The sequence below is a fragment of the Candidatus Nitrospira nitrosa genome, from assembly GCF_001458735.1.
GTDB classification, from domain to species: domain Bacteria; phylum Nitrospirota; class Nitrospiria; order Nitrospirales; family Nitrospiraceae; genus Nitrospira_D; species Nitrospira_D nitrosa.
The window spans coordinates 768566-782014 of sequence record NZ_CZQA01000001.1 but is presented as its reverse complement, the minus strand read 5'-3'; the positions used below and the strand labels follow the sequence as shown (position 1 = coordinate 782014).

Annotated in this window: 16 protein-coding genes; 14 read left to right on the top strand and 2 right to left on the bottom strand. The window is 55.8% G+C overall.

The window, feature by feature from the left end:
• Window positions 1–9 precede the first annotated feature (9 nt).
• The 7 genes from COMA1_RS03730 to COMA1_RS03700 all read left to right on the top strand — a co-directional run bounded on the left by COMA1_RS03730 (window position 10) and on the right by COMA1_RS03700 (window position 6714).
• The gene (locus COMA1_RS03730; RefSeq protein WP_090743971.1) at window positions 10–843 is read left to right on the top strand and encodes an FAD/NAD(P)-binding protein; all 834 of its coding nucleotides are present in this window, start codon (window positions 10–12) and stop codon (window positions 841–843) included.
• A gap of 95 nt (window positions 844–938) precedes the next feature.
• Entirely contained in the window at window positions 939–1763 is an 825-nt protein-coding gene (locus tag COMA1_RS03725; protein WP_090743967.1) for an NADH-quinone oxidoreductase subunit B family protein, read from the top strand.
• A gap of 39 nt (window positions 1764–1802) precedes the next feature.
• A complete protein-coding gene (locus tag COMA1_RS03720; RefSeq protein ID WP_090743963.1) occupies window positions 1803–3110 on the top strand; it encodes a Ni/Fe hydrogenase subunit alpha in 1308 nt (435 codons plus the stop codon).
• A gap of 55 nt (window positions 3111–3165) precedes the next feature.
• Complete coding sequence (locus COMA1_RS03715) at window positions 3166–3627, top strand: hydrogenase maturation protease (protein WP_090743960.1); 462 nt, start codon at window positions 3166–3168, stop codon at window positions 3625–3627.
• 22 nt (window positions 3628–3649) lie between these two features.
• Window positions 3650–3973 carry a hydrogenase maturation nickel metallochaperone HypA gene (locus COMA1_RS03710; protein ID WP_176697828.1) on the top strand — a complete coding sequence of 108 codons (324 nt, stop codon included), beginning with the start codon at window positions 3650–3652 and terminating at the stop codon, window positions 3971–3973.
• Window positions 3970–6363 (top strand): carbamoyltransferase HypF, encoded by a 2394-nt coding sequence (gene hypF / locus COMA1_RS03705; protein WP_090743955.1) that lies wholly within the window; start codon window positions 3970–3972, stop codon window positions 6361–6363. The genes COMA1_RS03710 and hypF overlap by 4 nt, the downstream gene beginning before the upstream one ends.
• Window positions 6364–6465: 102 nt before the next feature.
• A complete protein-coding gene (locus COMA1_RS03700; RefSeq protein ID WP_090743952.1) occupies window positions 6466–6714 on the top strand; it encodes a HypC/HybG/HupF family hydrogenase formation chaperone in 249 nt (82 codons plus the stop codon).
• Here COMA1_RS03700 and COMA1_RS21945 read toward each other — a convergent pair.
• Both COMA1_RS21945 and COMA1_RS03690 read right to left on the bottom strand, forming a co-directional pair.
• On the bottom strand, window positions 6685–6813 hold the full coding sequence (locus COMA1_RS21945) for a type II toxin-antitoxin system YoeB family toxin (RefSeq protein WP_342672683.1): 129 nt from the start codon (window positions 6811–6813) through the stop codon (window positions 6685–6687). The two genes, COMA1_RS03700 and COMA1_RS21945, sit on opposite strands and share 30 nt — an antisense overlap.
• Window positions 6814–6818: 5 nt before the next feature.
• On the bottom strand, window positions 6819–7070 hold the full coding sequence (locus tag COMA1_RS03690; RefSeq protein WP_090743947.1) for a type II toxin-antitoxin system Phd/YefM family antitoxin: 252 nt from the start codon (window positions 7068–7070) through the stop codon (window positions 6819–6821).
• 165 nt (window positions 7071–7235) lie between these two features.
• On the opposite strand from COMA1_RS03690, the gene COMA1_RS03685 reads away from it, so the two are divergent.
• The 7 genes from COMA1_RS03685 (at window position 7236) to COMA1_RS03655 (ending at window position 12986) form a co-directional block, all read left to right on the top strand.
• Window positions 7236–7625 (top strand): hypothetical protein, encoded by a 390-nt coding sequence (locus COMA1_RS03685; protein WP_090743943.1) that lies wholly within the window; start codon window positions 7236–7238, stop codon window positions 7623–7625.
• A 50-nt stretch (window positions 7626–7675) separates the two neighbouring features.
• Window positions 7676–8125, top strand: coding sequence for a hypothetical protein (locus COMA1_RS03680; protein WP_090743940.1), 450 nt, complete (start codon window positions 7676–7678; stop codon window positions 8123–8125).
• Window positions 8126–8280: 155 nt separating this feature from the next.
• A complete protein-coding gene (locus COMA1_RS03675) occupies window positions 8281–8814 on the top strand; it encodes a hypothetical protein (protein WP_090743939.1) in 534 nt (177 codons plus the stop codon).
• 188 nt (window positions 8815–9002) lie between these two features.
• Window positions 9003–10106, top strand: coding sequence for a hydrogenase formation protein HypD (gene hypD / locus COMA1_RS03670; RefSeq protein ID WP_090743936.1), 1104 nt, complete (start codon window positions 9003–9005; stop codon window positions 10104–10106).
• 140 nt (window positions 10107–10246) lie between these two features.
• Window positions 10247–11299, top strand: coding sequence for a hydrogenase expression/formation protein HypE (gene hypE, locus COMA1_RS03665; protein ID WP_090743934.1), 1053 nt, complete (start codon window positions 10247–10249; stop codon window positions 11297–11299).
• A gap of 285 nt (window positions 11300–11584) precedes the next feature.
• Window positions 11585–11983 carry a c-type cytochrome gene (locus tag COMA1_RS03660; RefSeq protein WP_176697827.1) on the top strand — a complete coding sequence of 133 codons (399 nt, stop codon included), beginning with the start codon at window positions 11585–11587 and terminating at the stop codon, window positions 11981–11983.
• 151 nt (window positions 11984–12134) lie between these two features.
• The gene (locus COMA1_RS03655; protein ID WP_090743928.1) at window positions 12135–12986 is read left to right on the top strand and encodes a universal stress protein; all 852 of its coding nucleotides are present in this window, start codon (window positions 12135–12137) and stop codon (window positions 12984–12986) included.
• Window positions 12987–13449: the final 463 nt, after the last annotated feature.

Genomic DNA, 13449 nt, shown 5'->3' with positions numbered 1-13449 from the left:
AACAAGCACATGATCAATCCTTACCTGATACATCCGGCCACCATCATGGAGAAGATCCGGGAAGCTGACAACATACACACCTACGGGTTGCGACTGAATGATGAAGAGACCCGCCGCAATTTTCGTTTCACCGCCGGGCAGTTCAATATGGTGTATCTGTTCGGTGTCGGGGAGGTGGCGATCTCAATCGTGTCAGACCCGGAGCAGCCGGAGAGGCTGGACCATACCATCAGATCCGTGGGGCGAGTGACCTCCGCAATCGCGCAATTGCAAGCCGGCGAGACTCTCGGTATCCGAGGCCCATTCGGACAAGGTTGGCCGCTCCATACGGCGCGTGGCCATGATGTCGTCATCGTAACCGGAGGCCTAGGCTGCGCTCCGGTAATGGGAGCGATCGAATATATATTTCGGCGACGTTTACACTATGGCTCCGTCAAGATTATCCATGGGGTGAAGAGCCCGCGAGATCTGGTCTTTCATGAGCGATTTGAGGCTTGGCGCAAACAACCCGACACGGAGGTTCTGCTGGCCAGCGATCGTCCAGACAAGACCTGGCGTCATCATGTCGGTGTGGTGACGGAACTCTTCGAACGTGTGTCCATAGATCCGGCCAAGACCATGGTCTTGATGTGTGGTCCTGAGATCATGATGCGACTGGGCGCGCCGATCCTGATGAGACGCGGTATTCTGGGAACAGCTATTTATGTCTCATTGGAGCGACACATGGAATGCGGGGTCGGTCTCTGCGGCCATTGCCAGATGGGTCCGTATTTTCTCTGTAAAGAGGGTCCCGTCATGCGCTACGACCTGATCGAGCCATGGTTAGGACGGGTGGGAGTGTGAACTCTGAGAGAGCAGATGGCTGATGGTATCCGTCCCTGAGCTATCCACTATCGGTTATCTGCCATCGGCTCCGCACAGCTTCATGAGGCAAATTGATGTCCAAGACTGAAGCAAATCAACAACGGCCAAGACTTGCTGTTTTCAAGTTCGCCTCGTGCGATGGGTGTCAGCTCAGCCTTCTGAATCTGGAGGATGATCTGCTTGCGCTGGGGCAGGCGCTGGATATCGCATATTTCCCTGAAGCCTCCAGCAAGATGAATCCAGGGCCGTATGATCTTGCGCTGGTCGAGGGGTCGATTACCACGGAAGAGGACGCGCACCGCATTCGGTCCGTGCGAGAGCAGACGAAGGTCTTGGTCACGATCGGCGCGTGCGCTACCGCCGGTGGGATTCAAGCCTTGCGCAACTGGGCCGATGTCGACTCGTTCAAGCAGGTGGTGTATCCGAGCCCTCACTATATTCAGAGTCTTAAGACCTCCACGCCGATCTCTGAACATGTGCACGTGGATTTTGAATTGTGGGGCTGCCCCATCGACAAGGGGCAATTACTGCGGGTCATTACGGACCTGACGGCCGGAGTCCAGCCACGCTTGCCCACCGACAGCGTGTGTATGGAGTGCAAGAGGCGAGGCAATGTCTGTGTGTTGGTGACCAAGGGTCTGGCTTGTCTCGGACCCGTTACCCGTGGGGGCTGCGGCGCGATTTGTCCCGGTATGGGACGGGATTGCTACGGTTGTTTCGGTCCAACATCCGGAATGGGAACAGGGCCGGGCCTTCCACCCAACACGACCTCACTCGCAAACTACTTCCATAACGGATTGCAATTGATCCCGGTCGACGTCTTGCGGCGATTTCGAGGGATTCATGGGTATGCAGCGCCTTTTCACGCCGAGAGCAACGCGTGGGAGGACAAACGGTAAAGCGTGAAGCGCATCTCGCTTGCGGGAATGGAGCAGCTCATGGCTGAAGAGACACCGAAAATAAGAACCATCGCCGTCGGCACGATTGCGCGTGTTGAGGGAGAGGGTGCGCTTCGCGTCACGGTGAAAGACGGGAGTGTTCAGGATGTGGAGCTGCAGATTTTCGAGCCACCGAGGTTTTTCGAAGCCTTCTTGCAAGGTCGGCACTACAACGAAGTGCCGGATATTGTCGCTCGGATCTGCGGCATCTGCCCAGTGGCCTATCAGATGAGCGCGGTTCATGCGATCGAGCAGATTTTCGGTCTGCGTGTCGATGGAGCACTACGTGATCTGCGGCGGCTGATCTACTGCGGCGAGTGGATCGAAAGTCATGCGCTGCATGTCTTCATGCTGCAGGCGCCGGACTTTCTCGGCTACGACAGCGGCATTGCCATGGCAAAGGATCATCCAGGGATCGTGACGCGGGGTTTACGGCTTAAGAAAGCGGGCAATGCGATCATGACGTTGCTCGGTGGTCGGTCCGTGCATCCGGTGTCGGTCAAAGTCGGCGGGTTCTCTCGTGTGCCATTTCGCCGCGAGCTGGATGGGTTGAAAGATGAGTTGCTCTGGGCGCGCGATGCGGCGGCGGAAACTGTGCGTTGGGTTGCAGGGTTCGAATACCCGGAGTTTACTCCCGACTATACCTGTGTGGCACTGCGGCATTCCGACGAGTATCCCTTCAACGAAGGGCGAATCGTGGCCGGTCCCGGCCTGGATATTTCTGTTGACGAGTTCGAACGGCATTTCTCCGAGCATCAGGTGCCCTATTCCAACGCGTTACACTGCACGTTGCAGGGCGCGCCGTATTTGGTTGGGCCGTTGGCTCGTGTGAATCTGAATCACGACCGGTTGCCTCAAGCGGTCATGCATGTGCTGGCGGAGACGGGATTGTCGTTGCCGCTGCGCAACCCCTTTCACGGGATTGTTGCCCGCTCGATCGAAATACTCTACGCCTTTGAAGAATCATTGCGATTGATTGATCGGTATGAACCGCCCTCGGTACCGTCGCTTCCGGTCACGGTCCGGGCAGGAACCGGTATGGCGTGCACAGAGGCGCCACGAGGCATTCTCTACCATCGGTATCGGGTGGACGGCGACGGGGTGATCCGCGAAGCCAAGATCGTCCCACCCACCTCGCAGAATCAAGGCCGCATTGAGCAGGATCTCCGTCTGTTCCTACCCCGTGTGTTGGATCGTTCCAATGAGGAGGCGTCGCTCGCCTGCGAGCGGGTCATCCGTTGCTACGATCCCTGCATTTCCTGCGCGACCCATTTCTTGAAGCTGGATATTAGGCAGGCCACGGAATGAACGGTTTGTTTGGTTCAACGAGATAAACCAGACAAGCTAGACCACGAGAGCAATCATGCAGACCATTCGGATCATCGGTCTTGGGAATGGCATGAGAGGGGATGATGCGGTCGGATTATTGGTGGCTCGCCGACTTCGACAAGAAACCGGTGGCCTCGTCGACGTGATCGAGGCGGAGATGGCGGGGGTGGATCTTGTGGAATTGATGAAAGGAGCCAACGTCGTGTTCCTCATCGATGCCGCGCGTAGCGGGCAGGCTCCGGGCACGATCCATCGACTCGATGGTTCGGCCGGGTCGATCAGTGCTCCGATCTTCCCTCGTTCCAGCCATGCTATCGGTACGGCAGATGCGTTGGAGCTGGCCCGCGCGATGGGGGTGCTTCCTACTACCGTCATCGTGTACGGAGTTGAAGTAGAGAATACAGAGGTTGGTCGACCGTTATCGCCTGCCGTGGCCAGGGCGTTGGAGCAGGTCGTGGGACGGATCGTCCAGGACTGTGAGGCCTACCGTGCATGAACTTCATCTGATGAGGCAAGTCGTGAAGACTGTAGAAGCCGGCTTGAGCGAGGAAGGAGATGCCAAGCTATCTGTCGTGCGACTAAAAGTCAGCGCGCTGTCGCATCTCCTCACGCAGGATCACGCCACACTCCAAGCAACATTCCAACTGGCTGCCCGAGGTACAAAGGCTGAAGGTGTGAGGTTAGAGGTCATCCCTGTTCCCGCTGATGCCTGGTGTCCAGAATGTAAGAGTGGCATGACCGTCACTGAATTGAACGACACCTGTTCGGCTTGCGAAGGGTCTGTCATCGCAACATCGGGACAGCCGGAAGTGGTTCTCCACGAGTTAGTGGTGCAGGGGTGAGAAAGACTCTCGCTCAGCGTGTCCAAGTCAATGTGCGGGGAACCGTGCAAGGGGTGGGGTTCCGCCCCTGTGTCTACCGACTGGCCCGTGAGTTGGAGCTGACCGGATGGGTTCGGAACAGCAGGAACGGTGTCGTGATCGAGGTGGAAGGGACTGCGGAAGCGATCGAGACATTTCTCGAACGGCTGCAAGCTGATGCGCCTGCCGCGGCTTCTATCGAAGCAATAAGCACCAGCCTCATTCCGGCACGTGGGGACGCGAGCTTTACAATCGTTACGAGTGCCGAATCCGGTGAACGAACCCTTGTCATTCCACCGGACCTTGCTACGTGCGTCGACTGCCTTCTCGAACTCGCCGATCCGCAGGACCGTCGCTTTCGATATCCATTTCTCACCTGCACACAATGTGGCCCACGCTATAGCCTCCTCACGGCGATCCCTTATGAGCGGTCCAATACGACAATGGCCGGATTCGAACTCTGCTCTGACTGTCGAGCCGAATATGAAACTGACACAGGCCGACGATTCCATGCGGAACCGATCGCGTGCTCGGACTGCGGTCCGCATCCATCATTATGGGACGAGCAGGGCCAGGAAACTGCGCGTGGTGAGGAGGCCTTACAGCAGGCAGTGGCACTGCTCCGGCAAGGACTCATCGTCGCAGTGAAGGGATTGGGCGGGTTCCAACTCTGGGTCGATGCAGAATCAGAGAAAGCCGTGCAGCGGTTACGGGACCGGAAACGACGATTGGAGAAGCCCTTTGCTGTGCTGTTCTCTTCCGTTGACGCAGTGAAAGACTACTGTGTCCTGTCTTCTCACGAAGCATCCTTGCTCTGCTCGCCCCAAGCGCCGATCCTATTGGCGCGGAAGCGGCAAGATACAGCCATTGCTGAAGCCGTGGCACCGGGCAACCCCTATCTTGGTGTGATGGTGCCGACGACGCCCCTCCATCATCTCTTGATGGCGTCCCTACAGCGTCCCATGGTCGCGACGAGCGGCAATCGATCAGAAGAACCGATCGTGATCGATGAACATGAGGCGCTGATTCGACTGAAGGGGATTGCCGATGCACTGCTTGTGCACGACAGGCCTATCGCAAGGCCGGTCGATGATTCGGTGGTGTTGGTGGTTGAACGTATGCCGGAGCACCATGAAAGGGGCGAGGAAAGGAGCGAGGCGGACCAGCGAAAAAATGATCGGTTGATCCTTCGGCGGGCGCGAGGCTATGTCCCGCAGGCCATCTGTTGGAGAGACGATTCGTCGGATAAAAATGGGCAAGGTCCGATTCTCGCCGTGGGCGGACATCTCAAGAACACGGTTGCGCTCCTGACAGGCCATCGTGTCGTGTTGAGCCAGCACCTTGGTGACCTTTCCACTGTTGAGGCAGACCAGGCTTTCCGCCAAGCCATTGAGGATCTCCAGCGGCTCTTACAAATCGAGCCTCAGGCTATTGCCTGTGATCTGCACCCTGACTATCGTTCGACCAGCTTTGCACGACAACTAGCTGCGAGTCTCACAGTCCCGTTGATCCCCGTGCAGCATCACCATGCTCACGTGGCTTCCTGTATGGCAGAACATAAGCTCGACGGTGAGGTGTTGGGTATCGCCTGGGACGGGGCCGGCTATGGAGGAAACGGTCAGGTCTGGGGCGGAGAATTTTTGGTCGCAAGTTATCTCGGCTTCAGCCGGTTTGCCTCTCTCAAACCCTTTCGCTTGCCTGGTGGCGAAGCAGCGATGCGAGATCCAAATCGGTCTGCTGCAGCAGTCCTGTGGGAACTGATGGGAGAAGAGATGCTGGGGCACGACCTTCCTTCTTGGGAGGACACGAGTGATCGTTGTCGACAGTTGGCGATCTTGCTTAGATCTGGCATTGCATCACCATGGACAACAAGTTTGGGACGACTATTCGATGCCGTGGCCTCGCTCACCGGTCTCTGTTCCCAGGCCTCTTTTGAAGGCCAGGCAGCGATGGCGGTTCAGTTTGCTGCAGAGCGAGAGTGGGAGGCAAGCGGAGGGAGGGTACAAAGCTATCCGATCGATCTATTGCGGAGTGCGAATTCAGATACAAAGTGGATGGTCGACTGGCTTCCTATGATCAGCGCTATGCTTGATGACCTTCATAGAGGGTGTCGCCTTGAGAAAATAGCGGCACAGTTTCATGTGAGTCTTGCCGATGCGACGGTTCGTGTGGCTCATGCGGCGGGCCTTCCTCGCGTTGTCCTGACCGGCGGCTGTTTTCAGAATCGGCTGCTTCTGTCATTGGTGAGAGGTCGCTTGGAGAAGGCGGGATTTACGGTCTACAGCCACTCGTTGGTTCCGCCCAATGATGGCGGATTATCGTTGGGACAGGCGGTGGTGGCGGCGTGCAGCAAGGGAACGGTTTCGGGTTGAAAGTTTCCTGTTTCGAGTTGGGCGATTCGAAGGGACAAATTCTCTGACACGAAACTCGAAACAGGAAACCCGGAACTTGCAACATGAACATTTGGTGAGACGATGTGCTTAGCGGTTCCAGGACAGGTCTTGAATATTGAGGATGACCAACTTCGCACCGCGACTGTGTCATTCGGAGGAGTCACGAAATCCGTCTCGTTGGCATTGGTGCCGGAAGCGAACGTGGGGGACTATGTCATCGTCCACGTCGGCTTTGCGATCAGCAAGTTGGACGAGGAAGCAGCACGCCGAACATTGGAGACCTACGCGGAGCTGACAGGCTCAGGATCGCCGGATGGAGCCGAGGGGTGAGCGTCGGGTGTTGCGGATAAGCTTGTTAATCTGTTCCGTCCCGTGTTTATCTTTCTTTTGCCAATAGCGATAGTCCTGCCATGCGTCGTCCGTGAGCACAAGCGTCACTTGGTCAGCTTCCGCCCATCGGCTTTGCCTGCGCTCAGTTTCATAACCGCCGAGAGCAGTCTCTTGGCGTTGGCGGGTGTTCGTAGCAGATAAGCGGTTTCCTCAAGCGCTTTGTAATCCTCGAGCGACAGCATTACAACAGACTGTTCGCCGTTGCGGGTAATAATCAAGGCTTCGTGATCATTGCACACCCGATCCATTGCGCTGGCGAGATTGGCACGAACGGTGGTGTAGGTCATCGCATCCATGGCGTCCTCCAGGGATGTGCAGTGTTACTGTATAGCGTCGTTGAATTGAACCATTCGACCCATGGTCTGTGTAACAAGTGCCTATTTACTGTCTTGTGCGTCTAACATTCCGGCTCATAGAATGGCACCAGCGAACGATCGTGAAGAATTACGCAGGATTCCCTGGTGAAGGTCTATCCCAGAAGTCCCCTTGCTTTGCTTCTGCTCCTCACATTGGGGTGTGTCACCCCTGTGACACCTGAACAAATCGCCGGTGCTGACTATGGGACAGTTCCGGAAGCTTCAATCTATCAGAAAGCCATACAAGATCTTGTGCAGCAGTCGCTGCTTGAACCGTTCCCGGCTCGCATTCGAGTCATACGAGAGCCACAGAAAGGCTATGCTTATCTCTCAGGTAGGAGAAAGCCTCCAGAGTTTGGTTACATTGTACACGTGGGGATTACGGCCAAGAATTTAATGGGCGAGTATAGAAGTGAGAAACCGCATCGATTCTTTATCAAGAACGAAGCCCTCTATCTTTTGAACAAGTCCGATAAGGCTGAAGTGGTGGAGTAGGCAGGCCGGCCGGAGCCCACTTTCCCGTAGCGGAAGACCAGGTGAGGACAATGATCCAGCGTCTCGAACAAGAGAAAAGCCATTCGGGGAATGGATTGGACGGGGTTGGTACGAGTCTCTCGGTATCACGACGAGGATTTCTGTTTGGGTCTATCCTAGTATTTGTTGCGACCCTCATCTTGCTCTTACTGACAGGAGCCCGGGGGATCCCCGCCTGGACAGAGTATCTTGGCCTCGCAGTGATACTAGCCCAAGTGTTCCTGATTCACCGACGAGAGCAGGCGCTCTATACCTCACGACGATGGCGGTTCTGGTATGCGCTGATTATTGCAGGGTTTGCCTGCGACCTTATGACCAAGCATTTCTGGATGCAGGGGCATGATAGTGTGGCGGATCCCATGCAAGTTCGCGGACAGCTGTTCGTCGGAGGACTGCTCTTGTTTTATGTCATGACGTTTCCGGTGGTGCTCGGTCTGATCATTCGAAACCGGAAGGCATGAGCGGCCGTGTTCAGGGCAAACTGGCAGTCGAGTCAGTGACGGTTGAAGTTAAGACGCGGGTGTCCGAAAGCAGTAACCTGCTCCGAAATTGCACTCTGACTCCTATTTTCTTACTCGGTTCTAACGTGGATCGACCTAAACATTATTAAGTCAGCATGATGACCAAGGACGATTTGGTCGGGATATTTCGTACGGCTAAGAATAACTGTAAGTTGGTTTACGCCTCTCTGGTCTTGTTCGCCCATGAAGATATGCCTACCGTCTACGAAAAATGGTCTTCAGCACTCAATCTCCAAAAACCTTTCGATGAAGAGGAGGTGGTGATCCTCCTCCGAGATCAGAACGTCTCTAGGATTGCGTGGTCCGAGTTGTACGATACGGTGCATAGAGCAGCGGTGAAAGAACTGTTCGAAGTGACAAAGAATTATTGTGATTCGTCCGGTCAGAACCATTTGCTTGCCGCGCAGCCGTGGTACCAATTTTGGCGAGTGGTTCGGAACTGCCTTTCTCATGATTTTCGGCTGCGTTTCACGGACTACGATAGAAACCGGTTGCCGGTCTCGTGGCGCGGAGTCACGATTGATCAAACCATGGAAGGGAAGCCTTTGACCCATGGTGTCTTGTCAAGGCAGCAACTCCTTGAGTTTCTGGATGAGGTAGCTCTGTTCATTGAGAAACAGTTGGCCTAACAAACGCTTCAGTCAGACGCAGAGGAGCATGGTGTCTTTCTGTAGAGTTCTCAACCTTGTTAGAGCCTGGAGGTTAACCGAAATGAGCCTGGAAACGTAGGTGAGATTCACGCACGGTTCTGAATCACCGTTCTGGTACTTCCAGCTGACCAAGCTCGGTCGGACACCGAGTAACGGAATTTGAAATTATGAAGTACGTTGATGAGTTTCGCGATCGCGCAGTGGCGGCGGCGCTGGCGGAGCGGATCAAGCAGACGGTGCACCGCCCGTGGACGATCATGGAAGTCTGTGGAGGGCAGACCCATTCGATCGTGCGGTTTGGGCTCGATAGTCTGTTGCCGAATAGCCTTGAACTCGTTCATGGACCGGGCTGTCCAGTCTGTGTGACATCGGTATCGCTGATTGACCAGGCGGTCTGCATTGCATCCTTACCGAAAGTCATCTTCTGCTCGTTTGGCGACATGCTGCGTGTTCCTGGTTCGAATGGTGATCTCTTTGGCGTGAAAGCGGCCGGTGGCGATATTCGGATCATTTACTCCCCGTTGGATGCGCTCGAGCTGGCACGCAAAAATCCAGGTCATGAAGTCGTCTGTTTCGCTGTGGGATTTGAAACCACTGCCCCGGCTTGGGCCATGGCAGTTTCGCAGGCGAAGCAGTCGGGGATCACCAACTTCAGTCTGTTGATCGCCCATGTACTGGTACCGCCGGCGATGGAGGCGATCCTTTCGTCACCGCAGAATCGGATTCAGGGGTTTCTGGCTGCCGGGCATGTCTGTACCGTGATGGGCTATGAGGAGTATGAGACGATCGCACAGAAGTATCGTGTGCCGATCGTCGTGACCGGGTTTGAGCCGCTCGATGTGCTTGAAGGCGTTGCGATGCTAGTCAGTCAGTTGGAGGAAGGTCGAGTTGAAGTCGAGAATCAGTACGTGCGCTCGGTGAGCCGGGAGGGGAATCGACCGGCCAGGTTCATCGTGGAGGAGGTCTTCGAACCGGCTTCGCGAATCTGGCGGGGTATCGGTGAGATACCAGCAAGCGGTCTGCGCCTGAAATCTGGCTATAGCGCCTACGACGCCGAGGTGAAGTTTCAAAGTGAACTTGCGCAGCTGGCAGTAGGCATTGAAGATCCCGAATGCCAGAGTGGACTGGTCCTGCAGGGCTTACTCAAGCCGATGGACTGTTCAGCTTTTGGCACTCGCTGTACGCCAGAGCAACCGTTAGGTGCGCCGATGGTTTCAAGCGAAGGAGCCTGCGCGGCGTATTATCGGTATCGGGGGAACGGTAAGGGGTAAGGAGTGAGTGGTAAGGGGAGTGGGGATTCTGAGTTTCGGGGTGCGGGTTTCTGGTTCCGAGCTGCGTGATAGCTGCCCGATCGAACGCGAAACGCGAGACACGAAACCCGTAACCAGAAACTCGAAACAAGAAACAAACCATGAACAATAAACCATTTGAGCCTGCTTGCCCACTGCCGCTCTCAACGAAGAATACTATCCAGCTTGCGCATGGCGGCGGTGGGCGACTCATGCAGGAGTTGATTCAGGACGTCTTCGTGCGGGCTTTTCAGAATCCCATGTTGGAGTCGCTTCACGATGGTGCGACTTGGCCGGTGGAAAAAGGCATACTCGCCTTCACCACCGATTCGTATGTGGTGCGTCCGCTGTTCTTTCCGGGCGGTGATATCGGGAGTCTGGCGGTAAACGGTACAATCAATGATCTGGCCATGTGTGGTGCCAAGCCGCTCTATCTAAGCGTGGGGTTCATTCTGGAGGAAGGACTCAGCATGGAGGTATTGCAGCGTGTCGTGAACTCCATGGCTGAGGCTGCACGGGCTGCGGGTGTGCCGATCGTGACCGGTGACACCAAAGTCGTGGATCGCGGAAAGGGCGACGGAATTTTCATCAACACATCTGGTGTTGGACTGGTCCCAAACGGTGTTCGTGTGTTGCCGACGTTGATCCAGCCGGGTGATGCCATTCTGGTGAGCGGCGGTCTCGGTGCTCATGGCGTGGCGGTCCTCAGTGTACGGGAAAGGCTGATGTTCAACGGCAACATCGAAAGCGATTCCGCCCCGTTGCATCACGTCGTCGCCGACCTGATCGACAACGGCGTCGAGATTCATTGCCTGCGCGATCTCACTCGTGGCGGGCTGGCCGGCGTGTTGAATGAATTGGCCACAGCGGCGAAGGTTGGCGTGACGGTGGATGAAGCGGCTATACCAGTGAGCGAACCGGTCCGCGGAGCCTGCGAGCTCTTAGGGCTTGATCCGCTCTATGTGGCGAATGAAGGACGTTTCGTCGCCATGGTGCCGGCATCGCAGGCCGAGGCCGCTCTGGCTGTGATGCGACGACACAAGGCCGCAAGCCAGGCAGCTTCTATCGGCACGGTCATGGATCGAAGTACGCCACCGGTGGTGCTGCGAACGGTCTTGGGCACGCAGAGGATCCTTGATCTTCTCTCGGGAGAGCAACTCCCACGTATCTGCTGATCCGTTCCTTGTCGCTCTGCCAATTCGCCGCCGCCGTCAGTCATTGTCGCCGGCCTTCCCAAGAATTGACCTCCGGCTTTGCATGTCCCGCTGCTGTAGCATTCCGCGACAGTGATCAGAAGGCTTCTGAGAAATTTTCCCCACTCTCGAAGAGAGCCAGGGCCTTCGGTTCGAAGAAACCCCGTGTTTGCAATACGTTATAACTCGATTGCGACCTCGCTGTGGCTCGTTCCAATGGCACGATGGTTGCCAACCGCTCTCTGTATGATGAGCGAGGGAAGGGTGATGTCATCCCGAGTTGTCTTCTTGTCTCTCTTCTTTGTTCTGTACGGGCTGCCGTTTGCTGACGTCGGTGCGGCGCAGCAGAGGAGTGAGAAGGCCCTACGAGAGCATTACGATTTGCAGGAGGGGAAGCGTCTCTATGGGGAGTATTGTCGATTCTGTCATGGAGAACAGGGAAAAGGTCACGCATTCAATGTCACACCGCCACCAGCAGATCTCACGAGCCCTGCAGTCCAGCGGAAGTCCGATATCGAGCTGACACAGACCATTCACGAAGGTGAACGAGGCACCGCGATGGGGTCTTGGAAATGGGCGTTGTCGAAGGAAGAGAAGCAGCACGTCCTGCTCTACATTCGCTGGTTGGCGCAACCACGAGAGAAAGCCCTAGCCCCGTCACCATGACGAGACTGAGGGCGACTGACGAAGAGATGACAATGGCCAATCATGAAAAGCGGAAGACAATCATACGGTGGAGGGATCTTCAGGCAATGGCAACAGCAGTTGGTGAGATCTGCATGACGAAGCAGCATGTCCTACTGCCTGGAGGAGTGGCATGACGATGAAGGTCGTGATTGGGATCGATGGGTCGAAATACTCGGAATGGGCGCTGGATTGGGTCGGGAAGATTCCCTTTCGGTCTACCCCTCGGGTAATGGCGATCCATACCGTCGATCTCAATTCTGCCCGGGTCCCCGCTCTTACCTATCCCTCCGTCAGTGGCTATGAGCCGGATGTTGGGGAGGCGATTCATCTGCTGGAAAGCCGAGCGCAGCAGGTGGAACAGGGCACAAAGAAACGGATGAGTGAATTGAGATTGACCGGTTCCGTCCGCGTGGAACAGGGGCCGATCGCACCGGCGCTGTTGAAGCATGCGGGAAGTACCTCATTGATCGTGGTGGGGAGTCGAGGCTTGGACGCCATCGACCGATTCATGTTAGGGAGTGTGTCGACCGCAGTCACGCTCCATGCCACGACTCCAGTCCTGATCGTCAAGGAGCCACCTCACTCTCCTCGGCGGATCTTGTTTGCAACAGACGGGTCTGCCTCATCGGGGAAGGCCCTTCAGTTTCTGCTCAGACGATTCAAGGCCACGGCCGACGGCAAGCCCCTCGTGGTTCTCTTGGTGCATGTCATGCCGTTCTTGCGGTATACGGCGGTGAAGGAGGTAGGAGAACAGTTGCTGGCTCAAGAGGCCGCGAAACTCGAAAAGGTCGGGTACAGGGTCAGACAGTTCCCTCGGGTCGGACCAGCGGCAGAAGAAATCATGAAGGTGGTGAATCTGGAACAGCCGGATCTGATTGTCACAGGCGCAAAAGGACGGAGTGCTGTGGTGCGCTTTCTTCAGGGCAGCGTCTCGTTAAAACTTGTCCAGCAAACCGCTTGCTCGGTCCTTGTCGTCAGGTAGGGCTCACAGGTTCATATACGATGGAGTGGCGTACTCGATCCAGTACGGAGCGAGCACACCACCACATCACTACTCAGAGTTCAGCCGATTCAGAACTGCAGGAACACCTTACCGCATCTCAGTTTATCTCGTAAGGCCGCTGCACAAGGTGTTGGACACTTCTCTGCAAAAATCAGGACGTGACCTACTATGCACTCTTCTTGTAGACGATAATGCCACCGATTAAAAGGCCGATCATGACCACGGCGAATATTAAGAGACTGCTTTCCATAACCCCTCCATTTTAATGAATAAAATACCAGGTTTCCCTGGGTGGCTGCGACATCCGCTGTCTTGTTCGGGCGCTGACTTCAGGGCCATATCCATGCTGTATATTCCTGCCAACGGACACAAGGTCACTCGCCTCTATAGCCATACAGCAACTCTTATGCGCGGCTAAAAAGTCGCGTAAAGACAGAGGGGA